Raw genomic sequence first — 24894 nt, forward strand, 5'->3', positions numbered from 1 at the left:
ACGTGTTCGACAATTAGTCTTGCCGGAGTGAGTTTCAGCTCACCATCACGTTTACGGTACCGCGCGTACCGGATACTTACCACTCCGGGGTCCGTAACGGGTTCCGCAGGAGAAATGGGGATGTCCATGTTCTTGCCGTTCCACCAGGTCGACGTTTTTGCGCCCGGGCCGCTGCCGGGTAACCCACTCGCGGTCGTTCACGACGCCGACGCCCTTAGCGATCGGCAGATGCAGGCCTTCGCGAATTGGACCAATCTGTCCGAGACCACGTTCCTCCTGGCCCCTACCTCCGGCGAGGCCGATTACCGTCTCCGCATATTCACGCCGACCCGTGAGCTTCCTTTCGCGGGGCACCCGACCTTGGGATCGGCTCATGCTTGGCTCGAGGCCGGAGGGCGTCCGGCTCACCGTGAGACCATCACCCAGGAATCCGCGTCGGGGCTGGTCGCGCTCCGGCGGTCTGCGGACAGGATCTCATTCGCCGCCCCGCCCCTCGTACGTGACGAGCAAGCAGATGAGAAGACCCTTTGTTCCATCACCGAACTTCTCGGCGCGGACGCGTCAAGGATCGAGGCCGCCCGTTGGATCGACAACGGCCCTGGTTGGGTCGGCATCGTGTTCAAGTCCGCTGATGACGTGCTCGGCCTGAGACCCCAAATGGCCGAGATTGCCAAGAGTGGGTTCAAGATCGGTGTCGCCGGATTTTTCGACCACTCTGGTGCCCCCGCAGACCTGGAAGTCCGCGCTTTCGGGTCGGGCGATGGAAGCAGCGAGGATCCCGTGACGGGGAGCCTCAACGCAGGCTTTGCACAATGGCTGATTCGAGACGGGCGAGCCCCTCGGAGCTATGTCGCCCGTCAAGGAACCGTATTGGGTCGCGGTGGCATGATCCACGTTGAGAAGAAGGGCGAAGACGTGTGGATCGGCGGAGCGACCCGAACCATCATCTCCGGCACAATGAGGCCGCTGGCCTGAAGCCTCAACGAACCTGGTCGGCTCATTCCGCATACGCAGAAGGCCCTGGCCCACCGACACGGCGGAGCCAGGGCCCTTGACGCTGAGGACATTACTCCTCGATACGAACGACCATCTTGCCCTTGTTGGCGCCTTCCATCATGGAGATGAATGCGTCGGTAGCGTTGTCCAGGCCGTCGACGACAGTCTCGTCGTACTGGACTTTCCCGTCCTGAAGCCAGTTGCTCATCTTCTCCTGGAACTCACCCGCATACTCCATGTAGTCGCCCACGATGAATCCCTTGAAAGCCAGCGACTGCTTGACGAAATTCGCCATATTGTCCGGTCCCGGGGTCGCTTCCGTCGCGTTGTACTGGCTGATGGCCCCGCACAGCGCCGCGCGGCCGTAACGGTTGAGAACGTCGATCGCCGCCTCCAAGTGGTCGCCGCCCACGTTGTCGAAATATACGTCGATTCCGTCCGGAGCCGCTTTCGGGAGCTGTTCGCGAATCGGAGCGGCCTTGTAGTTGAGGGCGACGTCGTAGCCGTACTTCTTCTCCAACAGTTCGGTTTTCTCGTCGCTTCCGGCGGAACCGATGACCTTCGAAGCTCCCAGTAACCGCGCAATCTGCCCGACGGCAGAACCCACAGCTCCTGCGGCACCCGAGACGAAAACGACGTCACCTTCCTTGAACTTCGCGACCTGAGTCAGACCGACATAGGCCGTCAGACCCGTCAATCCCAACATGCCAAGGTACAAAGACGCGGGCACACCGGGGGTCTCTGAGACCCGGTTGAACTGATCGGCGGAGGCCTGGGCGACGTCGCGCCAGCCGAACTGGTGAAGCACCAGGGATCCTTCGGGCAGATCGTCGCTGCGGGACTCTACGACCTTTCCCACGGCGCCACCCGTCATGGTCTCCCCTACTTCGAAAGGCGCGACGTAGCTCTTGCCTGCCGACATGCGGCCCCGCATGTAAGGATCCACTGACATGAACTGGTTCTTGACTCGCACCTCACCATCGGAGAGGTCCGGAAGGTCAACCGTCACGGTGGAGAAATTCTCCTCCGTGGGCCACCCCTCGGGCCGCGACGCGAGCTGAATTTGCTTGCTGACTTGAGTAGTCATGGTTGCTTTTTCCTCTCCACGGGATTCGGAACCGACTATACTTCCAGACACTGATGTCCCCGACCCGAATAAGCTCTCAATGAACCCCACCAAACAGGACCTCAGGTCTACCCTTCAGCGACTGGACGGCAACGGATACGGTGCCTACAAACGCATCAAAGGCACCTATGATTTCGGAGCATTCGACCTCGTCGTGGATCACGTTCAATCCGATCCGTACGCGCCACCGAGCGCCGTCCGGGCGGTTCTACCTCTTGAAGGGACCTCCATGTCAGGGCGACTGGAGGGAAAGCCCGAACAGCGCATCGCTGCCGCGGATTTCGTGGCACGCAATCTGAGCAAGGCCCTTTGCGGCTGCGCGTATCGAGGAATCAACATCACCAAGCCCGGCCAGGAGGTTCTCGAACGAACGAGTGTCGTGGTGGGGCGCGAAGAGATTCAGGTTCGCCTGAACGTCGCGTTACCGGCCGGAGGGCGCCGGATCAAGGGGCGGGCCGCTGCGCATCTGCTAGCCGATGATCTTCCGGAGCTCCTTCAGAATTCCGCACTTCTGGACGGGCTGGACGTCGATGCGCTGGAAGAGCACATCAAGTTGTACCTCGACCAGCTGGCCATTCAGTCCGAGTTGCGCGAGCGCGATCTGGTTTCCTTCGTGGGGGAAGGCGCTGTGCTGCCCCGGGCGTCGGGCGATTCCGACCTGCCGTTGCGCGACGCCGTTCGGTTCCGTTCCCCCGAAGGACTGCGTCAGGAGTTCTACCTACCGAGCGGCCGCACCGTGACAGGCATGGGCGTACCGCGAGGCATCACCGTGATCGTGGGCGGTGGGTACCACGGCAAATCGACTCTCCTGCGCGCGATGGAACGCGGCGTGTACCCTCACGTCGCCGGGGACGGCCGGGAATGGGTCCTGACCGTTCCGGACGCGATGAGTATCCGTGCCGAGGACGGTCGCGCCGTCACGGGGGTGGATATTTCCCCGTTCATATCCAATTTGCCGTCGGGAACCGACACCTCGCGGTTCACGACCACGAATGCATCGGGTTCGACGTCGCAGGCGGCGAATCTCGCCGAGTCCTTGGAGATCGGCACGTCCTTGTTGCTCATCGACGAAGACACCTCGGCCACCAACTTCATGATCCGGGATCCGGCGATGCGTGAACTGATTCCTGCGGGATCCGAACCGATCACCCCGTTCGTCGAACGCATCCGGCCGCTCCTGGCGGAGCGCGATACCTCGACGATTTTGGTTGCCGGCGGCACAGGTGCTTTTTTCGGCGTCGCGGATCACGTGATCGCCATGGACGCGTATGTTCCGTCGGACGTCACGGACAAAGCGCACAGGATCGCCTCGGATTTCACGCCAGACAACGATGAGGATCACGCGCCGCAGCGAGGGGTTTTCGCTCGCTCTGCGGGCCGCGTACCTGCCTCCGGAACACTCAACCCTGCGGACAAGAAGAAAAGTGCACGAGGTCGGGGACTTGGTTCGATCCAGCTGGGTCGTGAGGACATCGATGTCGCCTACCTCGGGCAGCTGGTCGATCCGTCGCAGACCAATGCGATCGCACAGTGCATCGAGTCAGTGTCCCGAGAGCTCGACGGAACCCTCGAGATGAACCAGGTGGTCGAACGTATTTGGCGCCGTCTTCGCGAGCGCGGGCTGGACGTTCTGACAGGAAAGGACCGACCGCGCGGCGACCTGGCGATGCCTCGTCCGCAGGAGATACACGGCGCGATCAGCCGGTATCGCAAGCTCAAATTGCAGTGAACACACCGGTCCGACCGAGCTCTACCGGGAAAGGTAGTGCCTGCCCCACTGTGCGGAGTGCGCTGTCTTTTTTACCGTAGAGGCATGGCACTTAAGAGATCACGCAATCACAAAATCATCGCGGGCGTCTGCGGAGGAATTGCCGAGGCACTCGATTGGAGTCCCAGTTGGGTACGTTTCCTCTTCCTCCTGTCCTTCCTCATTCCGGGGCCGCAGGCGATCTTCTACCTGGTCGCTTGGATCATCATTCCGAAGGATGACAGGATCTAGGCCTTCTTCCGCAACAGCAGGACCGAATCCTCCAGGATGGCCGGATTGCCCTCGGGGTCCTTGACCTCGCGTTTCCGCGTCTCCTGGAGGTCGGTCTCCCATTCCTGGCCCAGCGCCAAAGCGCGGACGTCTTCCGCGGGATCCGGGAAATCATGCTGCTGATGGCCGGTGGCCCACGGCGGCGGGGCCGCGTGCGAAATGATGCACATCCGGCCGCCCGGCGCGACGAGTTCGCTGGCCTTCCGAAGAATCGCGATGCGGTCAAGTTCCACCGGCGACTGCAAAAAGCTGCCCGTGACCAGATCGAACTCCTCCTCGGGGTTCCACTGCGAAAGGTCTTCGGCGAGGAAGGTCGCGTGGTCCTGCAGGCCGGCGGCCAGGGCCGCATCTTGAGCGCGACGTACGGCCGTATCGGAAATGTCGATGCCGGTCGCGTGCCAGCCCTGCTCAGCCAGCCACAGCACGTCGGCTCCTTCCCCACACCCCAGATCCACGGCGCGGCCGGGCGGGAGGCCCTCAACGGCGTCGACGAGTGTCGCATTGGGGTTCCCGGACCAGATCTTGTCCTCGGACGAGTATCGGTTCTCCCAGAATTTCTTTGGTTGGGCAAGAAGCGCGTCATCGAAGTCCTGGCCGACCAAGTACATATTGACCATGCCACCGGTCAGCGCGCCTGCGCCCATGCAGCCCGGAACGGTCAGGGCTGGGCTCACGACGTTTCCGATAGCCCACATCCCCGGCAGGCTCGTGGCCCCGAACTGATCGACGGTCAGGAAAGAACCCATAGGCCCCTCCGAACGGTCGAGTCCGAGCGGCGCCAGGAAATCGTCGTGGGGGTGCATTTTTCCTCCCGCGAACAGAGCGTCGATGAGGTGGACGCCTTGATCGGTGCGAACCTCGGAAATGCTCTGCCCTGGGCCGTCGATTCCGAGAACCGGGTCCTCGATCAGGCTGATTCCTCGTGATTCCAGACGAATCCGAGTCGCCGCATCGATCTCCGAGATTCCTGCGCTGAATACGGTGAGGTCCTCCGACCACTGCCGCACCAGCTCAGCTCGGTGCAGATCCATGGGGCTCATCGCGAGCAGGCCGAGCCGGCGATCACCGAATTCCCAGCCGTGGCAATAGGGACAGTGGAGGACGCTGACACCCCACCGCTCGGCAAGTCCCGGGATTTCCGGGAGAACGTCCGTCACTCCGGTGGCCACGATGACGCCACGGGCCGTGCGCTGCGCCCCTTCGGCGTCGGTCACTAGGTAACCGCGCTGCATTTCTTCGACCTGTGTCACTCGGACGTCCTCGAATACGACGCCGTAGCCTGCCGCTTCTGATCTACCCTCACGGATGAGATCGGCCGGGTCTTTTCCTTCGTGCCCGAGTACTCCGTGCATGTGTGCCGCGAATCGACTGCGCGGCAGCGCGTCGTCGATAACGAGAGTACGGCGGCGTGCTCTCCCCAGCATGAGCGCTGCACTCAGGCCCGCCGTTCCTCCACCGACAATGATGACATCCCAATTATTTTCCATGTCATAGACGCTAGATCCTCAGCATTAATTATGGCAAACTAATTTGCAGAAATGGCAAGGAGGGGCATGGTGAACGAACAATTGTCGCAGGTCGGTCCTCGTTTGCGGGCAGCGCGCCAGCGGCTGAACTGGACTTTGGAAGAGCTGGCCGAGCGAGCGGGCATGTCGGTGAGTACTCTTTCCCGGCTGGAATCGGGAAAGCGTCAATCTAGTCTGGAACTGTTGTTGCCGCTCACACGGCAGCTCGGCATCAGCATCGACGAGCTCGTGAGGGAGCGTGCACCGGATCCGCGGGTTCGTCGGCAGGCCTACCGGCGAAACGGCATCCTGATCGTGCCCCTTGCCCCGGAGTCCTCCCCCGTTCACACCTATAAAATGACATACCCTCCGCGCAAGAAGGCGCCCGAGCAAGGGGTTCACCCCGGTTTCGAATGGCTGTACGTGGTCTCCGGCAAGATCCAATTGCTTCTCGGCGATGAAGAGTTGGTCCTCGCTTCGGGGGAGGCCGCCGAATTCGACACAACGATCCCGCACAGCGTCTCTGCGGCTGGCTCCCGGCCAGCCGAGGTCATCAGCATTTTCAACCGCGAAGGGGCCAAATTCCACACTCACGGCGCGGAGCAGGCTGACGAAAGCGACCATGAATAGAGCTCATCCTCTCAGGGGCTCACTGGAGAGGAACCAGGTCTGGGTATACCTTCTCAGCGCGGCCGCAGGCTTGGGAATCGGCAGTGCCCTGCCGAGTGGTGCGGCGGTCACGGAGGCGCTCGTATGGCCGGCGCTGGCGCTCTTGATGTACGCGACGTTTACTCAGGTGCCGCTCGCGGCGATACCCAAAACGTTTCGGAACCGCGGGTTCCTGATTGCGTCGTTGATCGGGAATTTTCTGGTAATACCGCTCGTGGCGTGGGGCCTCGTGCAGTGGGCCCCGGACTCCCCGGCGATTCGCCTGGGTATCCTCATGACTCTGGTCGCCCCATGCACGGACTGGTTCATCACTTTCACGCATTTGGGGCGGGGCGACACGGCGAAGGCAACGGCACTGGCGCCGCTGAATATGGTGGTCCAGTTGGTGCTTCTGCCGGTATATCTGCGAGTCTTCGCGGATCACACATTCGGCGCCTCGGTGGGTGCGCGCCACATGGTGCCAGCAGCGGCGCTGATCCTTGTCCCGCTCGCTTTGGCGGCAACCACGGACTCCTGGCTCACGCGCCACCGACGTCATGGCCTTGCGGCGAATGGATCCTCACGTTGGGTCGAGATTCTCGGCTGGTTCCCCGTACCTACTCTGGGGCTGGTGATTCTCCTGGTCATGACGTCGCATGCGGGTGCCGTCGTACGTTCCCTTGAGCTATTGCCGCGAGTCGGCGGGATATATGTCCTGTACTTGGCTATCGCACTCGCTCTCGCCAAGTGCATGTCGGTGCTCTTCAAACTGCCGAAGGAGCCCGCGCGAACGTTGGCTTTCACCTACGGCACGCGGAACTCCTTCGTGGTTCTGCCACTCGCGCTGGCCCTACCCTCCGGCTGGGAGCTGACGGCTGTCGTCGTGATCATGCAGTCCATGATCGAGCTGCTGGGAATGATCGGCTATCTCTGGTTGGTGCCGAGGGGCATGTTCCCCGACCGTCAATTGCGGGCCTAACGTGCGGCGTCCGAGAGCGGTTGGAAGACCGGGACCTTTCCCGTTTCCGGCACCTCGGTCCCGCGCAAGGAAGCTCCCTTAGTCTCCTTCATGAACAGCGTCGCGATCAAACCGATGAGGCAGGCTCCCATCATGTAGAACGCCGGGACAAGGTCATTGCCCGTTGCACCGATCAAAGCCTCGTTGACCATGGGTGATGTGCCACCGAAGATCATCGTGGACACGTTGTACGAGATCGCGAATCCCGCGTAGCGGACCGGCGCCGGGAACATGGCCGGGAAAGTCGCGGAGATCGTACTCAGCTGCGGGATGTACAACAGACCCAGGACGGCGAATCCGAGCAGAGCAAACCAGAAGCCCTTGGCCATCAGCATGTACATCGGAACCGAAAGAACGAAGAGAGCGATCATCGAGGTGAACCACATGGGTTTTCTGCCCACCTTGTCGGACAGCGCACCGCCCAGAGGCATCACCAGCATCATCGCGAACTGGGCTATGAACATGACCGTGAGCGTTGTGGAGCTTTCCATTCCCACTGTGCTCTCGAGATACGTCGGCATGTACGTCAGCAACGTGTAGTTGACGACGTTCACCGCGACCACGAGACCGAACACGATGGCCATTTGGCCGAAGTGGTTCGCAAAGAGATCTCGGATACCGCCGCCGACGCTGCTCTCTCGTTGGGTGTCTTCGAGTTCCTCGAAGATCGGAGACTCCGAGAGTTTGGACCGCAGGTACCACCCAATCAGACCGAGCGGACCGGCGACGAGAAACGGAATGCGCCAACCCCAAGCCATCATGGCTTCGTTGCCAAGAGTCAGCTCGCCGATCAGGACGATCAGGGAACCGAACGCGAAACCGGCGAGAGTGCCGAATTCGAGAAAGCTTCCGTAGAAGCCGCGGCGTTTGTCCGGGGCGTACTCGGCCATGAAGGTTGCGGCGCCGCCGTATTCACCGCCGGATGAGAAGCCCTGCACCACACGGAGGAACGCCAGCAGGATTGGGGCAAATACGCCGATGGTGTTGACGTCAGGTAGCACGCCGATGAAGAACGTCGCGCCGGCCATGAGCACGATCGTGATGGCCAGAACGCCCTTGCGTCCGAGCTTGTCACCGATCGGGCCCCACACCATGCCGCCGATGGGACGCATGATGAAGGACAATGCCAGAAGCGAAAGCGTCCACAGTTGCCCGTTGTCCCCGGGGAAGAAGTGTTGACTCAGGTAAGCCGTCGATACCGCGTAGAGCCCGTAGTCGAACCACTCCGTGGCATTCCCGATCGCGGATGCACCCACCGCTTTGCGAACAGTCTTCAGGTCCGGCTCCACGGGCGCAGGAGCAGTCGAAGGATCACTGACGCTAGTACGGCTTGCGTGAATATGATTCGTCGGTTCATGTGCCATTTTTGTCCGATGCTTTGTCATAGAGCATTTCCGCTCTCGGGCGGCTTTCAATGTCCCTGTAGACGGTAGATTGGGGGGTTGTGACAGTCAACACGAAAAAGCGCCAGAAAGCTCGGGATTCGGCGGTATATATGGGAAGCAGGCTGATCAAAATTTTTTTCGCATTCAGCCTCACTTCCAACCGATGAGACGCGACTACTGAGTGATGAAACAAAAAACACCGTTCGAAGCGATTGTCCAGCGGCACGGCCCTACCGTGTGGCGGATGTGTCGAGCCGTCCTCGGCGCCGGGCCCGACGCGGAAGATGCTTGGGCGAAGACTTTTGTGGCGGTCCTCGAGGGATGGGACGCTCTTGCAGAGGACACCAACGTTGAGGCTTGGCTCGTTCGGGTCGCGCAGCGCAAGTCGATCGACGTTCTCCGGTCGGCCGCGCGTCGCGCCGAACCTATGGCCAGCACCCCAGAAGCGACCAGTCCACACAATACTGCGGTCGGACCCGAGACGGCCCCAGACCCCGCCGATCTTGCGTTGGCCAGGGAGCGCAACGCCATGGTGTGGAAGGCCGTGGACGACCTGCCGGAGCGCCAGCGACTCGCGGTGGCCTATCACCACCTCGGTGGGCTGCCCCACGATGAGGTCGCACGTGTCATCGGCGGGACACCGGAGGCAGTGCGCAGAGCGTCATCGGACGGGATACGAAAACTTCGGCTCAGGATATTGAGCAGAGACGGGGATGGCCCTGTTCCCCAGGAATAACGTGCGGGAGGCACACCATGAAATCGACAGAGATACCGAACCGCGAATACTTTCCGGTCAGCAGAAAGAAGATGACGGAATTGCACCGGCGCTTTGAGCAAAAGGCATCAGAAAATGAGGCCCGGGACATTTCCTACCGAACGCTGGACACGCCCTTGGGGAAGCTGATGCTCGCCTCGACAAATACTGGGTTGATACGCATAGCTTTTGAGCGTGAGGATTTCGATGCCGTTCTCCAACAGCTCGCCGACAGCATCAGCCCCAGGATTATCGAATCCCCCGACGAGTTGGACACCGCTGCGCGGGAACTCGAAGAATACTTCTCGGGGCACCGCACGAGCTTCGGACTGCCGCTGGATCGGCGTCTTTCCCGAGGTTTCCGCGGTTCTGTCCAGGAATATCTGCCGAAGATCGGATTCGGGCAGACCGTCAGTTACAAGGAATTGGCGGAACAGGTCGGTAATCCCCATGCGGTCCGAGCGGTGGGGTCGGCCTGCGCGACCAACCCGTTGCCCGTCGTCGTGCCGTGCCACCGGGTTCTCCGCACGGACGGTTCCCTGGGTGGTTACGTCGGCGGGCTTGACGCGAAGGCGGCCTTGCTGGAACTAGAGGCAACCGTGTAGGCACCTCATCGCGCTGACTTGCAAAAATGGCCACGATTCGGCCCTAAGCCGGCAACGCTGAGGGCTTCCGGCCGCCTGAGAGCCGCGGACGGAAGCGCGGGTTAGGCGAATCGTTGTTGGAGGTTTCCAACGGTCACAGCGATCTTCTCCGGGTCGACGACAGGGAAGCCCTTGTCTTCGAGAACCTTGGGGTCGGTGATATCCGACCAGTCGCAGTAATTGGTAACCCGCGTGCCGCGATCGGCGTTCTCGAAGCGCCACCCCCAGCGCCAGCCCTGAGGCTCATTGCCGTAGTCGGCGACCAGCCATTCAATGCCGTCGTCGCCAATGCGCGTTACCGTGTTTTCGACCTGGTACTGGGTCGTGCCATCGGTCCAGAGCATATCCATCACGAAGAGCTGTCCCTCTGCCTCCAGCGGCCCCTGTGTGGCATTGCCAGATGAACCGTGCTCGTGACTGGCTGCTCGGATCATGCCGGAACCGTCCAGTGCGGCTTGGTTTTGCGGGTCGCGGAGGAATTCGTAGAGTTCGTGCGACGAGGCGCTAACGATCGCGATAGCGGCGACGGACTTCTCGTGGGTCTGGGTCTGTACTTGTGATTCGCTCATGTGTTCATCGTCGCAGTCGGGGCATCGCCAGTCCAGGGCTGGAGCAGCGGACCAGCCACCGGTCAGGCGTTGCGAACTACGGTAAGGACCGCGTCACCGTAGCGTTCCAGCTTCTTCTCACCGATCCCGCTCACTCCGCGAAGCTCACCTTGGGACTGCGGCGAGAGCCGAGCAATTTCAATCAGCGTGGCGTCCGGGAAGATCACGTAGGCAGGTACTTGCTGTTCCTTGGACTGGTCCGTTCTCCAAGAGCGCAGTGCTTCGAAAGTCGCGCGCTGGAGGTCGTCGAGCTCGGTCACAGCGAGAGAAGCTCCTCGAGTCTTCTTTCCGGACGAGCGGCGGCTTGACGTGCTTTCGGGCGCCGAACGCAGAGTCACCGTGTCCTCGCCGCGAAGAATCGGTCCGGAAGCGGGGGCCAGTACCAGCGTGCCGTACTCCCCCGTCGTCGTGATGATTCCACGGGCCAACAGCTGTCGTACGACCGTGCGCCACGCCGATTCGCTCATGTCCGACCCAATACCCCATACGGACAATTCATCGTGTCGGGAGCGGGTGGATCTCTCGTTTTCCTTTCCGCGCAGAATGTCGATGATCTGTCCGGCGCCGAACCGTTGGTCGCGTTCCCGGTCAAGACGTACCACCGTGGAAAGAAGCTTTTGCACGGGTACGGTCGCGTCCCAGGAAGCCGGCGGGTTGAGACAGGTGTCGCAGTTAGCGCAGGCTTCGGAGTCCTGACCGAAGTAGCGCAGGATCTGAACGCGGCGGCAATCCGTGGTCTCGCAGAGAGCAAGCATCGCGTCCAGGTGACCACGCTGGATCCTGCGGAACTCGTCGCTTCCTTCCGAATCGTCGATCATCCGGCGCAGTTGAACGACGTCCTGAAGGCCATAGGCCAACCACGCCGTTGCCGGGAGACCGTCTCGACCCGCTCGACCGGTTTCTTGGTAGTAGCCTTCGACCGATTTGGGCAGGTCGAGGTGGGCGACGAAGCGCACGTCGGGCTTGTCGATGCCCATACCGAAAGCGATCGTTGCGACCACCACCACGCTGTCCTCCCGGAGAAAGCGGCGTTGCCCCTGGGCGCGTTCCGACTCGCTGAGCCCGGCATGGTAAGCAACCGCATCGACACCTTGATCCCGCAACCACTTGGCTGTTTGCTCGACACGTTTGCGAGATAGGCAATAGACAATGCCTGCATCGCCGTCATGCTCTGCACGGATCATGTCCAGAAGCTGTTGGCGGGCGTTGTTTTTCTCCGTGATCCGATACTGAATATTCGGCCGGTCGAAACTGGACACGAAATGCCGAGCGTCATTGAGGTTGAGGTTCTGGGTCAGCTCGCGGTGTGTTGATTCAGTGGCTGTCGCGGTGAGGGCGATCCGAGGGACTTCGGGAAATCTCTCGGCCAAAATGCTGAGACCGAGGTAATCCTTGCGGAAATCGTGGCCCCACTGGGAAACACAATGAGCCTCGTCGATGGCGAAGAGCCCGACGTCGACGCGGCCGAGGAGGCCCAGCGTCCGAGGTTGAAGCAATCGTTCCGGAGCCATGTAGACGAGGTCGTATTCTCCGTTGACCAAGCCGTTTTCGACGGTTTTGGCTTCTTCCGGACCCAGGGTCGAGTTCAGGTATGCGGCTTGGACGCCAACCGCGGCCAGTGCGTCGACTTGGTCCTGCATCAACGCGATCAGAGGTGAAACCACAATTCCGGTGCCTTGACGAACGATTGCGGGGATCTGATAGCACAACGACTTCCCGCCGCCGGTGGGCATCAGGACGACGGCATCGCCGCCGCTCGTCACGTGCTCGATGATCGCCGCCTGATTCCCTCGGAATTCGTCGTATCCGAAGGTTTTCCGAAGGATGTCGAGCGGTGTGGGAAGAGTTGTATCGACGGTTTGTGTCTGACAGTTCTGGGGCGCGGAAGTCACAGTTCCACGATATCGGTTCGGTCTATGGTGATGACCTTTGTCCACAGAATTGGAAAAACCATCGGCAACCGTAGCCCGAAGGGTCGATATGTCGTCGAGACCCTATCGACCGGGTACGTCCTGCTCGTGCCCCAACGCTGACAAGCGAGTATTCACGAACCGGCATTTCACTCCCCCCTCCCGAACGGGAGGCAGCCGTCCAATAGCCGGTTGATGAAGGTGGGTTACGGCCTCGGTGTCACAGGTTCCGAAGGTCCTCGAGGAGGCTCGGGTGCTGCGGTTCCCAGCCGAGCGCGGCACGTGTCTTTTCGCTCGAAGCTGGCTGATCTTGGGAGAAGATCATTCCGAGGGGACCGAAATTCTCCGGTGGAACCGACTTCACTGAAAGTCCCAGTTGCTCCCCGATCACGGTCACGATGTCCACGACTCGGTCGCCCTCGTCCCCGACCGCATGCCAGGCAGTGCCGCCGGGCGCATTCTCGAGTGCGATTCGGAACAGGGCGGCCGCGTCCTTCGCATGAACCGCTGGCCAACGCTGCTTACCGTCCCCCGGATAACCTGCGATCCCGGAGTCGCGTGCAGCCTGGACAAGTATTCCGGCAAATCCTCCGTGGCCTTCATTGTGAACCGTGCGCGGAAGTCGTATGGATATGCTGCGAAGCCCCTGGTCAGAAAGAGCAATAAGTTTATTCACCGTTTGTCCGCGTCCGGAGACGGGCCCTTCTGCGGGCAGGGGGTCGTCCTCAGTCGATGGTCTTCCTGGGAAAGCCGGGGTTCCCGCGGTGGTTACCAACGGTTTATTTGACGCAAGCATCGCGTTCGCCATGCTTTTCAGTGCGGCAGTTTCCTCAGCGACCCCCTGCGCAATCGACTCGCCGCTCGAGAAGTCGTTGCTGAAGGCCAGGTGGACCACGCCGTCTGTCTCTTTCGCGGCCTGACGCAAGATATCCAAGTCCGTGAGTTCACCGCGGACGACGTCTGCGCCGGCCTGGGTCAGCTTTTCTGCGGATCGGTCAGAGCGCGCCAGACCGAGAACTCTTACACCGTGGCTCACGAGTTCCGGTACGACGGCCGATCCGATCAATCCGGTTCCACCGGTAACGAAGATGTGCATGGTAATTCCCATCGAGTCTGGTTCAACCGCGCGAGTTCAGGGTTAAACCTACTCCGGATGCGAGTTTTCCGTCAGGGCCTGTATGTGCGCCGACGTTCCAGCGCGCTATTCTGCGTTACACCCCAGCACAGCCCGCAACGTGGTTTGCTCCGGATAGCTGTCACGGAACCCGCCTCGACGACGCAGCTGCGGAACCACGTCGTGTACGAAGCGCCGGAATTGTTCTCGGTCGCTGACTTGCAGAATGAATCCGTCCACGGCGCCGGCATCGCCCCAGCTCATCAGCTCGTCGGCAACAGTCCCCGGTGTTCCCGCGACGATCAACTGGGTCTGCCGCATCAGGGACATGACGATGTCCTCCATCGCGGCCCCGTCCTGTACCGCCTGCCGCATCGGTTCCGCTAACCATGTCCCTTCATAGGCTGTAGCCTGGTCGACCTCTGCCACAGATATTGGGGTAGCGAATTCTTCGACTGACCGGCCCGTCGCACGCGAAACCCGTTCACGCATCCGCGCAGTTGCGCCGTGCCAGTCGAGGTACTCGGAACGAGCGGTGTCGGCGTCGTCATCATCATCGGTAACCAGAACGATCACTCGGGCAAGGATGAGAGGTTCGGGGCGACTGGCGGACTTTTGCGGCCTAGCTTGGGCGAGGCGTTTCCGGTAGGCGAGCGCCGCCTGGGGCGAGGTCGGCATGACGAAGACCGCGTCCGCGCTGCCTGCGGCGAGCGCTAGCCCTTGGGGTGACTGGCCTGCCTGGAAGATGACTGGATCGCCTTGGGGCGAGGACTCGATGTTCAGTGGCCCGGCGACGTCGAAGAATTCGCCACGGTGATGGAGCGCATGCAGCTTGCTCTTGTCGAGGTAAGTGCCGCTCCCTCTGTCCCGGGGAAGCGCCTTCGGATCGTAGCTGCGCCACAGTCCCCGCACGACGTCGATCGCTTCCGAAGCCTTGGCGTACCGGGTCTCATGATCGATCTGGGCCGGCAGGCCGAAGTTGCGCGCTGCGCGGTCGCTCAGTGAGGTCACGACGTTCCATCCGGCACGGCCTCCGCTCAGGTGGTCGAGAGACAGCATCATGCGCGCGATGTTGTACGGGTGCTGATACGAAGTCGAAACGGTTCCGACCAGACCGATGTGGGAGGTTGCCGCGGCGAGATAGGACAGCAGCGTCAGGGGCTCGAAACGAGAAAGGTAGTGTGGTGGGCCGTCCGGATCCACGAAAACCGCGTCCGCAACGAACAGAAAATCCAGGGCACCTTCCTCAGCCGTTGCCGCAACCTGCCGGTACCATTCGGGATTAATGGATGCGTCGGTGGGTTCGGCGGGGTTCAGCCAGGCCCGTTCATCGTCGGGGGCCCCCGACGCCGTCAGCATCGCTCCCAAGTGCAAGGGGCGCGATGATTTGGCGAAGGATCCCGTGTTGCTGTTTTCTGTCACGGCTGTTTCCTCTGGTGCAATCTGCAGGCTAGTGGCTTTATCGTTGCGTTTTCGGTTCGACGACGACCCAGTCCGGATATTTCGCCGCACGGCCGTCCCCTGATGAACGCTTCGTGAGCCGCCGCTGGACCCACGGGCCTACATACTGGCGGTAGTAGCGGATGCCTGTGGTGCGTTGGGGGTCGTCTCCGGGGAGGTCCCACCATTCGGGATGGGGCGTATATCCCAGACCATCGAGAGTCAGTGCCGCGACACGGTGGTGTCCACGGGTGTTGAGGTGAAGGCGGTCATCCGACCAGAACCGCGGATTCTGCAGGACCACGTCCTGCCACGGCATGACGGTTGTGACGTCCTCGGCCTCAGCGAGCCTCTGTTGGACGCCCTTGAGCAAGGAGTCGCCTCTGGCCTGGAACAGTCTCCCGGCTGGGAGGAGTCTCGTGGGGTTAGCACCCGAGATGACCAGCAGGTCCGACCCCGTCTCCCTGCAACGAGCGAGGACGTCCAGGTACAGGTCGGAGATGACCTCGATGTCGGCACGCGGACGCATGATGTCGTTGCCGCCGCCGTTGAAGCTGATGAGCGTGGGGGCGAGGGCGAGCGCGGCGTCGAGCTGCTCCTCGATGATCGGGCCGATGAGGCGACCCCTGATGGCAAGGTTCGCGTATTCGATGGGTTCGCCGAGAACGTCCGCGATGCCTTGGGCAACCAGGTCCGCCCATCCCCTCGCGGTTCCGTCCGGAAGCTCGTCGCCGATTCCTTCGGTGTAGGAGTCACCAATAGCCACGTATCGCATTCGTTGATTAGTCACGCTCTCTATTGTGCGTCTGTGGCGGCTGAAGTCGGAATCGGGCGGCTCGATTCGTCGTCTGCGGAAGCTTGCCCAGAAACATTGGTCTGAGTCACCTGATCCCGACCAGCCGCCGCGGAGTTTCCCACAGGAGGTTTCTCATCCACTCTTCGCCAAGATCCCACTGATACAGGACCTCAATTTGATGGCTGTACGAGTACGGAATCGATGGGAAATCTGTCCCCAACACGATTTTCCCATCCAGTGCAGCCAGCGTCTTGCCATAATCGGCTGGGCTCGGGGCAATGCGCTCCATGAACGAGGTCCCGACCATGGTCGTGTCCAAATAAACGTTGGGATTGCGCAGAGCCAGCTCGGCGAACTCGTCGTACTCCGGCAGACCGGCGTGAGCGATGATCAGTATCAGGTCCGGGTGGCGCTTCACCAGTTCCCGGATTGGCCCCACCCCGGTGTACTTCCCCTGATGGGGTCCGTGACCACAATGAATCACGACCGGCGCACCGGCCTCAGCGACCATGCCCCAGGCCGGGTTCACGTACGGATCGAGCGCAGAAAACCCGCCAACTTGGATGTGAATTTTGAAAATACGAGCGCCGCTGTCGAGGCTTTCCCGCACCACCGATTCCACGTCAGGCTCGGGGTAAAAGGTTCCCGAGTGGATGGCGTCATCGTGCGTGGATGCGAACTGCGCGGAGTACTCGTTGAGCCACTGCGCCATTCCTGGCCGGTGGGCATAATTGAGCGTGGTGTACGAGGTGACGCCTATGTCGCGAAGGATCCGTACACGCTCGTCATCGTCATACCGGTAATTGATCGGCCACGCTGGCCCGCCGTCGTGGCCGACGTGATCGAAGAAGGACCAAACCTTCTGTTGGACGCGATCGGGCATGAAATGAACGTGCAGATCGATCAGGCCCGACAACCCGAGTTCCGCCAGGTAAGGCTGGACCCCCGCATCTGACAGGGGCGCTTCCACATTATTCGACATGTGATTCACACTACGATGTCGTTCCCGTCGTACTGAAAAGTGAAGTGCCCTGACTTCCTCGGTTCCGGAGGCAGCCAAGGGTCCGCACTTCCGTGTTTGCACCGAGCTTCCCGGCAACCCACGTCAATTCCGGCGGTGAGTACGCGGGGGCTTCACAGCATACGTCCTACAACGCATTGAAGTACGCTTTGACGGCTTCGTTCGCGACCTTTTGTCCTTCTTCGAAGGATTCGAACCCTGTCGAAACTACGGCAACCGAATATGTCGCATCCTCGGCAAAGACCACTCCCATGGATGTGATGTTCCAGGTTCCGTCATCGTTCGGCAGCCAACCGTTTTTGACGTCCACGTCGTTGACGTGTTTGTCTCCGGCTTTGGCGGACTGCATCGATCCAACTCCCCATCCCTGGGACTCGTCCACGGGAGTCATCAGAGAAGTCAGAAATTCCAGGTCGTCGCTGTCAACCCAGTCCACTCGATTCACGAGGCCCTTTGCGATCTGGACCTGGTCCTCGGCATAGGTCTCGTTGTCTCCCCACGTCTTGTTGGTTCGCGTCCGCTGGACACCCAACTTTTCGTAGGTCTCATTGATCGCGCCCGAGGAAGCAGTATCTGCTTCATCGCTACCAGGTTCTTGCCCCTGGGCTAAGGAGGCGAAGAGAGCGGCTGTCGCGTCGTTGTCGGACTGCCCCACGGACCGTTGAACCAGGTCCCGCTGTTCTTGATCGAGCTTTCCGCCGTGGTCGTTGGCAACCCGCATCACGGTGAGAGCGATCGGGACCTTGACTACGCTGGCTTCGTAACTCTTGACGTCTCCATGGTAATTGAAGCTCTTGTTCCGAGAATGGTCGTAGACGGACAAGCCGATCTTGGCCTCGTACTCCTTGCTGAGAGCATCCAAGGTGACTTCGGGATTGTTTTTCGCATCGGACCCTGCGGCGCATGCGTTCAGAAGACTGATTGAGGCGACGCCGCCGACGAGGCCGAAGAAAGAGCGCCGCCGAATCGAGACACCGCTACCGAGGTGGTCGGAGTCGACCCCTCTTCCCCTGGGGGAGATTGTGCGCCCGGACGAGACAGGTCCAGACGAGTCATCATGAAAAGTCTGTGACTGCTCGGCGAGACCGTTTCTCCTAGTGAAAGCCATGTTTAAAATTCTAGGCGCATTCCCCGGACGCCTGTTCGGATATCGCCGAGCGAGGATATGTCCTTACGCACACCCGTCGATGAGGAGACCAACATTCTGCCGACGCGGCCCCGCTGCAGCCCCGGCACTGCGTAAGGCACGGAAGGTTCCGCCATCGTGGATGTATTCGGGCCGAGCGCATAATGTGATTGAATCCGTGACTTAACCGTGACTCTTACCGTGTTAAACGAAAAAATCCCCGGAACACCAACGCTACTTCGTTGGTATTCCGGGGCTTGTCCGTCGGGTTGACAGGATTTGAACCTGCGACCCCTTGACCCCCAGTCAAGTGCGCTACCAAGCTGCGCCACAACCCGAATTTTTACCCGGAACAACGCCCGGGCACTCGATACATCATACAGGACCGAGCGCCCGAACGCACATCCAGTATCGGTCCACACGAGAAAGCATCAGCGGTATTGGCCACCGGCAGTACATCCCGCAGGGAACCTACCGGCGTCCTCCGCCTTTGCTGTCCCGGCCCAGCGACCGGCGCTCGCGCACGCGCATCGAAATCTCCAGCGGCGTGCCTTCGAAATCGAAGGTTTCGCGCAGGCGGCGGATGATGAACCGACGGTACCCCGGGTCCAAGAACCCGGTCGTGAACAGGACGAACTTCGGCGGCCGCGAGGATACCTGGGTTCCAAAGAGAATGCGCGGCTGCTTGCCCCCACGCAACGGGTGCGGGTGCGCAGCAACGATCTCGCCGAGGAAAGCGTTCAGCCGGCCGGTCGGAATACGTGAGTCCCACGCATCCAGCGACTTGAGCAGAGCCGGAACCATCTTGTCCTTGTGCCAGCCCGTCTTCGCCGAAATATTGACCCGCGGCGCCCAGGCAACGTGGGCGAGGTCGCGGTCGATCTCGCGTTCCAGTTCGTCACGGCGGTCCTCGTCCAAAGTGTCCCATTTGTTGAAGACCAGAACCATCGCACGTCCCGAATCGATCGCGAGCTGAAGAATCCGTACATCCTGCTCAGAGAGTGGTTCGGAAACATCCAGCATGACCAGCGCGACCTCGGAACGCTCCAACGCCGTCTGCGTGCGCAACGACGCGTAGAATTCCGCGCCCTTGGCCATGTGCTGACGACGTCGAATGCCCGCGGTGTCCACGAACCGGAACGGGTGTCCGCCCAACTCGATCATTTCGTCCACCGGATCACGGGTCGTCCCGGCGATGTCGTTGACGACCGCCCGAACCTCCCCCGCGAGCTTGTTCAGCAACGACGACTTGCCCACGTTGGGTCGACCAATGATCGCCACGCGCCGCGGGCCCTCGTAATCTTCGGGTTGGGCATATTTCGAGTGCTCCGGCATGATCTTGAGCAGCTCGTCCAGCATGTCCGCAATCCCGCGACCGTGCACGCCGGAGATCGGGTGCGGCTCCCCCAGGCCGAGGCTCCACAACGCAGCGGCCTCGGGCTCCTGATAGGAATCGTCAATCTTGTTGGCGGCAAGCAGGATCGGCTTCTTGACGCGCCGGAGCATCTGCACAATCGCCTCGTCCATGTTGGTGATGCCCACCAGGGCGTCCACCACCAGGACGACGACGTCGGCATGCGCCACGGCGATCTCCGCCTGAGCGGCGACCTGGGCATCAATTCCCTTGGCGTCGGACTCCCACCCACCGGTATCGACCAGGGTGAAGTTCTTGCCACTCCACTCGGCCTTGTAGGACACGCGGTCGCGTGTCACCCCCGGCTTGTCCTCGACGACGGCCTCGCGCCTTCCGAGGATGCGGTTGATCACCGTGGACTTGCCCACATTGGGGCGGCCCACGATGGCAACCACCGGATCGGGTTCGCTGCTAGGCTCCACACCGACGTCGAAACCCCAATCGAGCAGCAGGTTTCGGTCTTCTTCCTCAAGTTCGTATTCTTCGAGGCCGGCTCGGAGCGCTTCCGCGCGCTTCTCGGCTTCGTCGTCGTCCAGATTGGCGAGGTATTCCTCGACCTGATCGTCTTCACCCGAGCCGCCGAGATACTTCTCCTCGTACTCATCGTGCATCTCAGTCATTGTTGTCGCTCTTGTCGTTCTCTTCGTGGTGCTGCTCTGCCGTCGTCCGGATGACGTCGATGACTGCCTGCACCGTCTGGTCGAAGTTCAGCTCCGTCGAGTCCACCAGGGTGACTCCGTCGGCTGCTTCGGTGAAATTATTGACCTTGGAGTCCGCCACATCGCGCTGGACAACCTCAAGCTTCAACCGGTCCTCGTCCCCACTGGCACCGATCTGTTTGCCACGGCGTTGCATACGGACGTCCTCGCTCGCGGTCAACAGGATCCGCACCGAGGCATCGGGGGCGACGACGGTCGTGATGTCCCGCCCCTCGGCAACGATCCGACGCCCGTTGGCCACGATCTCCATGCGCTGGCGCGCGATCAGTGCGTGGCGCGCTTTCTGGTTCTTGGCCACCGCGGATACTTTGTCGGTCACCCTCGATTCCCGGATGGAATCCCTGATGTCTGTGCCGCCAACCATAATGGTCTCGACGATCGGGTCGGTGCCCATCTGCAGCTGGAAGTCGCTCGCGGCCTCCGCAACGGCATCTTCATCGTCCAAATCCACGCCGGCTTCGAGGCACCACCACGTCAACGCGCGATACATCGCGCCGGTATCCAAATACGCCAGTCCCAAGCGATTGGCGACCTCGCGAGAGACCGAAGACTTACCTGACCCGGAAGGGCCGTCCACGGCCACGACGAGTTCGGACTTCCATGCCTCTGTCTGGTCCTCGTGCTTGAACTGGGACGCCGCGGGCTCGGCGGGTACTGCGGCCTCCTCGAGGGCCTCCTGATTATCTTGGCTCACGGTGTCCTCCATGGGTTGTCATCGGCCCGGGCCCGGGCACTGCAATCTTCACTCTGCGATCTTCCAGCCACGCTCTGTCAACTCCTGAACGAGGTTTTCGCGCACATTGGGAATCACGGATATCTCGACCATACCCACCGGTTGGCCTTGTGAATGCTCCATTCGCATATCTTCGACGTTCACGCCGATTTCGCCGATCTCCGCGAGCAACCGAGCGATCTGGCCCGGGGTGTCATCGACGAGCACCGTAAGAGCCGAAAACGCCTTGGGTGCGCCGCCGTGCTTGCCGGGAATCCGCGCCACACCGTCGTTGCCTTCGGTCATCAGCTCCGCAATGTCCAAGCGCGCGCCCTCGGCCGTCGGCGCCTCAAGGGTCGAGATGAGCCGGTTGAGGTCTTCCCGGACGCCGTACAGGGTCTCGACGACCGGGCGAGCATTCGCAGACAGGATCTGAACCCAGAGGCTGGGGTCCGAACCGGCGATGCGCGTGGTGTCCCGGAGGCCCTGCCCGGCGAGGCTCAGCGACTCCAGAGGTGTCTCACGCAGTCGAGAGGCCAATAGCGAGGACATGACCTGCGGTACGTGGGATATCAGCGCAACCGTCGAGTCGTGCTCTCGAACGTCCATGTAGGCGATATTCGATCCCAGGTCCATGGCCAGGCCCCGAGCCAGGCGCACGGTTTCCTGGGCGACGTCGTCGTGTTCGCAAATGACCCACGGTCGGGACATGAACAGCTCACCACGCGCCGCGACCGGACCGGACTTCTCCCGCCCGGACATCGGATGCGTGCCGATATAACGGCTCAAGTCCGCACCCGTGTCCTTCAGCGCCAGAAGAATCGGTTCCTTGACGGAAGCAATATCTGCGACCACGGCATTCGGGTAATCTGCGAGAGCTCGGGCCACGGTCGACGCCGTGACATCGGGCGGGGTCGCGACGACGACCAGTTGCGGGTTGATCTCCTCACGCGCTGCGGCCTCCCCCAGGTGAGCGACCAGGCGGCCCAGCGAGCGGCCGGCGCCGATGTCCTCGGCGACGGCCTCCGTGGTCGGCGAGATATCGGAAACCCATGTCTCGATGCCCTGCAAGGAAAGGCCCAGGCCTACGGAAGCTCCGAGCAAACCGGACCCGATCACCAGGACCGGCCCGGAGACCGTGGCAGACGAGTTCTGCCCCATGGTTACAGGCCTACCGAGGAAAGGAGTGCACCGATTTCGACCTTGGACAGGTTGCGGATGGTGCCTTGCTTCTGGGAGCCGATGCGTACGGGCCCCATTTCGGTGCGGACGAGCTTCTCCACGGGGTGGCCGACGGCGTCGAACAAACGGCGCACAATGCGGTTCTTTCCCGAGTGAATCGTGACCTCGACTAGCAGGTGGCCGGGTGTGGAATCCACGAGCGCGAAGTCGTCCACGCGGGCGACGCCGTCCTCGAGGCGAATGCCTTTCTTCATTTCTTGGCCGACGCCATGTTCCATGGGGCCTCGCACCTGAACGAGGTACTTCTTCGGTACTTCGTAGGAGGGGTGTGTCAGCCGGTTGGCGAGCTCTCCGTCGTTGGTCAGCAGCAGCAGGCCCTCGGTCGCGACGTCAAGGCGCCCGACATGGAAAATGCGTTCCTTGCGCTGCGGATTGAGGTAATCCGAAATACACGGCCGTCCCTCCGGATCCTCCATGGTTGCGATGACGCCTTCGGGCTTGTTGAAGGCGTAGTAGACCTTGGAGTCGTCGGTCTGAATGGTCACCCCGTCGACCTGGATGTGCGACTTGCGCGGATCCACCCGGACGCCGAGCTCCGTAATGACCTCGTCGTCAACCACGACGCGGCCCTCAGTGATCATCATTTCGCACACGCGCCGGGAAGCGACGCCGGCCTGAGCCATGAGCTTCTGGAGGCGAACACCTTCGCGGTCGTACACGTCCAAACGGTCGACCGGCGCTGCGCGGGGACGACGGGGACGGTGCGGACCCTTGTACTCGTGGTCGGGACGGTACTCGCCTCGCTCACGCGCGAAGATCTTCCCAGCCTGACCCTTGCGCGGCTTGAACTTCTTGGAGTCCGACTTGTTGGCGCCCGATTTCACGGTCGGCTTCTGCGAGCGACCTGCGGCACCGGGCCGGCCGAGGCTCTTGGGGCCCTTGTTGTTCTTGGGGTTCTTGGACGCACCACCGCGCGCAGAGGGCTTCCCCTGCTGTCCTCGCGAGGTTCCGCGCGAGGAATTGCTGCCGGTGTTCTGACGTCCCGTCGATCGATTGGCCATAATTCATACTTTCGGTGGTGGTTATGCAGTTCTTAGCTTCGCGCCGCAACCGGTGGATTCCGGCGGCGCCGCTGGTCAACGGCCCTTCAGCCGCTGCTCGTACTCTCCGATGTCTTCCACGTCCGGAAGATACGGTGAGATCTTGGGCAGGTCCTCCAAGGACTCCAACCCTATTTTCTCGAGAAACATCGGAGTCGTCACGTATAAAATGGAACCGGATTCCCCCGGTTCCTCATCTTCCGTGACGAGCCCCCTGGTTTTGAGGGTCCGCACGACGCCGTCCACGTTCACTCCTCGAATCGATGAGACCCTGGCGCGTGAAACCGGTTGGCGATATGCGATGACCGCAAGGGTCTCCAAAGCCGCTTGCGACAGTTTGGAGGTTTGTCCCTCGAGGATAAAACGCGATACCCACGGCGCGAATTCCGTGCGGGCGTAGAGGCGCCAGCCTCCGCCCACGCGCCGCAGTTCCATGCCGCGCGGTTCCCTCGGTCGGAGACTTCCGGTTGAGGGGGCTTGCTCGTCGGCCTGGTCATCGGAGGATCCGGCGACATCGGCCACGAACGTATCAGTATACCCGTCGTAATCGCGGGCGAGCTCGTCCAGGGCCCGTTCGACGCTTTTTACGGGGACAAGCAGTGCTTCGGCCAGTTCGAATTCGTTGACGGAAGACTCCGCGACCATGAGGATCGCCTCGACCGCTGCCTTGATTCCGCCCGGCATAAGGTCCACCCGGCCGGGTTCAGGGGCATCCGTGGGCGGCGTCGCAGGGTCGTGATCTGTGAGTTCGCTCATGAGGTCTCCTCTCCGGTGTATTCGTCTTCCGCGAGTCGGGCCGCGCTCCATTCAGAGTCGGTTCCGACCCAGCTCACGGTAAGTTCCTCGAGTGGCCCCTCTTGGGCGAAGCCGACGACGCGGTCACGGTACATTTCCAGAAGTGCCAGGAATCTGACCACCACCACAAGCATGTCCTCGGCGTCCGCGACGAGGTGCGTGAAGGTTGCCGGGGTTCCGTCCATGATGTGCGCTGCGATGTGTTCGGCTTCTTCGCGCACCGTGACTCGCGCACCGTGAAGGTGGTCCAGACCGACTTCGGTCGATTCTTCGGTTTTGGGACGCATCGCTTTTTCGGCGATTTCCGCGAGCCGCTCAGGCGTCGTCGTGAAAATGAGCTCCGGAAGCAGATTCGCGAATTCGGGTTGGAGTCCCCCTGGCCGAGGAAAACGGCTGCTCTCGGCCTCCATACGTTCGGCCAGTATGTGCGAGACGTCCTTGAAAGCCTTGTACTGCAGGAGCCGGGCGAAGAGAAGGTCCCGTGCCTCGAGCATCGCGATGTCTTCTTCGTCCTCGACCTCTCCAGCGGGAAGGAGTCGCGCGGCTTTGAGATCGAGGAGGGTCGCCGCGATCACGAGGAATTCGCTCGCCTCGTCGAGGGCTTTCTCCAACCCGGTATCCCGAAGGGCACGAACATAACCAATGAACTCGTCCGTCACGGCAGCGATCGCGACCTCGGTGATGTCCATTTCGCGCTTCGAAATCATCGAGAGCAGAACCTCGAAAGGACCTGCGAAATTCTCCAGGGACACCGCGAACCCGGTGCCCGTTGATGTTTCGGGCACCGGGTCCTGAACGACGTCGCCGGATTTTCCCTCCGGAAGAACGTCGCGCTGTTCCGTC

Annotated in this window: 23 protein-coding genes and 1 tRNA gene; 7 read left to right on the forward strand and 17 right to left on the reverse strand. The window is 61.4% G+C overall.

The genetic code is table 11. From position 1 onward, the window contains the following. The first annotated feature begins 120 nt into the window (after nucleotides 1–120). Nucleotides 121–975, forward strand: coding sequence for a PhzF family phenazine biosynthesis protein (locus sake_RS08655; protein WP_197964420.1), 855 nt, complete (start codon nucleotides 121–123; stop codon nucleotides 973–975). Nucleotides 976–1066: 91 nt separating this feature from the next. Here sake_RS08655 and sake_RS08660 read toward each other — a convergent pair whose 3' ends face one another. Continuing rightward, nucleotides 1067–2083, reverse strand: a complete 1017-nt coding sequence (locus tag sake_RS08660; RefSeq protein WP_129360987.1) for an NADP-dependent oxidoreductase — start codon at nucleotides 2081–2083, stop codon at nucleotides 1067–1069. Between the two features lie 79 nt (nucleotides 2084–2162). Between sake_RS08660 and sake_RS08665 the strand changes: the two genes are divergently transcribed. Both sake_RS08665 and sake_RS08670 read left to right on the forward strand, forming a co-directional pair. Next, the gene (locus sake_RS08665; RefSeq protein WP_178945830.1) at nucleotides 2163–3851 is read left to right on the forward strand and encodes an ABC-ATPase domain-containing protein; all 1689 of its coding nucleotides are present in this window, start codon (nucleotides 2163–2165) and stop codon (nucleotides 3849–3851) included. A gap of 84 nt (nucleotides 3852–3935) precedes the next feature. Further along, entirely contained in the window at nucleotides 3936–4121 is a 186-nt protein-coding gene (locus sake_RS08670; protein ID WP_129360989.1) for a PspC domain-containing protein, read from the forward strand. Here sake_RS08670 and sake_RS08675 read toward each other — a convergent pair. Further along, entirely contained in the window at nucleotides 4118–5647 is a 1530-nt protein-coding gene (locus tag sake_RS08675) for a bifunctional NAD(P)/FAD-dependent oxidoreductase/class I SAM-dependent methyltransferase (protein WP_178945831.1), read from the reverse strand. The genes sake_RS08670 and sake_RS08675 overlap by 4 nt on opposite strands. 66 nt (nucleotides 5648–5713) lie before the next feature. On the opposite strand from sake_RS08675, the gene sake_RS08680 reads away from it, so the two are divergent. Continuing rightward, complete coding sequence (locus tag sake_RS08680; RefSeq protein WP_371811890.1) at nucleotides 5714–6295, forward strand: helix-turn-helix domain-containing protein; 582 nt, start codon at nucleotides 5714–5716, stop codon at nucleotides 6293–6295. Then, a complete protein-coding gene (locus sake_RS08685; RefSeq protein WP_129360991.1) occupies nucleotides 6288–7292 on the forward strand; it encodes an arsenic resistance protein in 1005 nt (334 codons plus the stop codon). The genes sake_RS08680 and sake_RS08685 overlap by 8 nt, the downstream gene beginning before the upstream one ends. On the opposite strand, the gene sake_RS08690 is transcribed toward sake_RS08685, so the two are convergent. Then, a complete protein-coding gene (locus sake_RS08690; protein ID WP_371811891.1) occupies nucleotides 7289–8620 on the reverse strand; it encodes an MFS transporter in 1332 nt (443 codons plus the stop codon). The genes sake_RS08685 and sake_RS08690 overlap by 4 nt on opposite strands. 280 nt (nucleotides 8621–8900) lie before the next feature. Here sake_RS08690 and sake_RS08695 point away from each other — a divergent pair, with 280 nt between their 5' ends. Together sake_RS08695 and sake_RS08700 are read left to right on the forward strand one after the other, a co-directional pair. Then, nucleotides 8901–9452, forward strand: a complete 552-nt coding sequence (locus sake_RS08695; RefSeq protein ID WP_178945832.1) for an RNA polymerase sigma factor — start codon at nucleotides 8901–8903, stop codon at nucleotides 9450–9452. A gap of 17 nt (nucleotides 9453–9469) precedes the next feature. Next, nucleotides 9470–10075 carry a methylated-DNA--[protein]-cysteine S-methyltransferase gene (locus sake_RS08700; protein WP_129360994.1) on the forward strand — a complete coding sequence of 202 codons (606 nt, stop codon included), beginning with the start codon at nucleotides 9470–9472 and terminating at the stop codon, nucleotides 10073–10075. A gap of 101 nt (nucleotides 10076–10176) precedes the next feature. Here sake_RS08700 and sake_RS08705 read toward each other — a convergent pair whose 3' ends face one another. From sake_RS08705 to sake_RS08770, 14 genes are all read right to left on the reverse strand, one after another. Next, nucleotides 10177–10683, reverse strand: coding sequence for a hypothetical protein (locus tag sake_RS08705; RefSeq protein WP_178945833.1), 507 nt, complete (start codon nucleotides 10681–10683; stop codon nucleotides 10177–10179). Nucleotides 10684–10745: 62 nt separating this feature from the next. Next, a complete protein-coding gene (gene recQ / locus sake_RS08710; protein WP_129360996.1) occupies nucleotides 10746–12614 on the reverse strand; it encodes a DNA helicase RecQ in 1869 nt (622 codons plus the stop codon). A 238-nt stretch (nucleotides 12615–12852) separates the two neighbouring features. After that, nucleotides 12853–13728 carry an SDR family oxidoreductase gene (locus sake_RS08715; protein WP_129360997.1) on the reverse strand — a complete coding sequence of 292 codons (876 nt, stop codon included), beginning with the start codon at nucleotides 13726–13728 and terminating at the stop codon, nucleotides 12853–12855. Nucleotides 13729–13833: 105 nt separating this feature from the next. Next, nucleotides 13834–15168, reverse strand: coding sequence for an NtaA/DmoA family FMN-dependent monooxygenase (locus sake_RS08720; protein ID WP_178945834.1), 1335 nt, complete (start codon nucleotides 15166–15168; stop codon nucleotides 13834–13836). A gap of 37 nt (nucleotides 15169–15205) precedes the next feature. Beyond that, nucleotides 15206–15961 (reverse strand): SGNH/GDSL hydrolase family protein, encoded by a 756-nt coding sequence (locus sake_RS08725; protein WP_129361042.1) that lies wholly within the window; start codon nucleotides 15959–15961, stop codon nucleotides 15206–15208. A gap of 106 nt (nucleotides 15962–16067) precedes the next feature. Beyond that, nucleotides 16068–16964, reverse strand: coding sequence for an amidohydrolase family protein (locus tag sake_RS08730; RefSeq protein ID WP_129360999.1), 897 nt, complete (start codon nucleotides 16962–16964; stop codon nucleotides 16068–16070). A gap of 166 nt (nucleotides 16965–17130) precedes the next feature. After that, nucleotides 17131–18111, reverse strand: a complete 981-nt coding sequence (locus sake_RS08735) for a hypothetical protein (RefSeq protein WP_178945835.1) — start codon at nucleotides 18109–18111, stop codon at nucleotides 17131–17133. Nucleotides 18112–18393: 282 nt separating this feature from the next. Then, a tRNA-Pro gene (locus sake_RS08740) sits at nucleotides 18394–18467 on the reverse strand. Between the two features lie 133 nt (nucleotides 18468–18600). After that, nucleotides 18601–20163: a ribosome biogenesis GTPase Der gene (gene der, locus sake_RS08745; RefSeq protein ID WP_129361001.1), complete on the reverse strand. Its 1563-nt coding sequence runs from the start codon at nucleotides 20161–20163 to the stop codon at nucleotides 18601–18603. Then, nucleotides 20156–20956: a (d)CMP kinase gene (gene cmk, locus sake_RS08750; protein ID WP_371811892.1), complete on the reverse strand. Its 801-nt coding sequence runs from the start codon at nucleotides 20954–20956 to the stop codon at nucleotides 20156–20158. The genes der and cmk overlap by 8 nt, the downstream gene beginning before the upstream one ends. Before the next feature lie 48 nt (nucleotides 20957–21004). Then, complete coding sequence (locus sake_RS08755; RefSeq protein WP_178945837.1) at nucleotides 21005–22135, reverse strand: prephenate dehydrogenase; 1131 nt, start codon at nucleotides 22133–22135, stop codon at nucleotides 21005–21007. Nucleotides 22136–22137: 2 nt separating this feature from the next. Next, a complete protein-coding gene (locus sake_RS08760) occupies nucleotides 22138–23217 on the reverse strand; it encodes a pseudouridine synthase (protein ID WP_129361004.1) in 1080 nt (359 codons plus the stop codon). Nucleotides 23218–23292: 75 nt separating this feature from the next. Continuing rightward, the gene (gene scpB, locus sake_RS08765; protein ID WP_178945838.1) at nucleotides 23293–24012 is read right to left on the reverse strand and encodes an SMC-Scp complex subunit ScpB; all 720 of its coding nucleotides are present in this window, start codon (nucleotides 24010–24012) and stop codon (nucleotides 23293–23295) included. Beyond that, the gene (locus sake_RS08770; RefSeq protein ID WP_238147750.1) at nucleotides 24009–24836 is read right to left on the reverse strand and encodes a ScpA family protein; all 828 of its coding nucleotides are present in this window, start codon (nucleotides 24834–24836) and stop codon (nucleotides 24009–24011) included. The genes scpB and sake_RS08770 overlap by 4 nt, the downstream gene beginning before the upstream one ends. Between the last annotated feature and the right edge of the window lie 58 nt (nucleotides 24837–24894).

It is taken from the genome of Kocuria sp. TGY1127_2 (assembly GCF_013394385.1).
In the GTDB taxonomy this organism is placed as follows: Bacteria; Actinomycetota; Actinomycetes; order Actinomycetales; family Micrococcaceae; genus Rothia.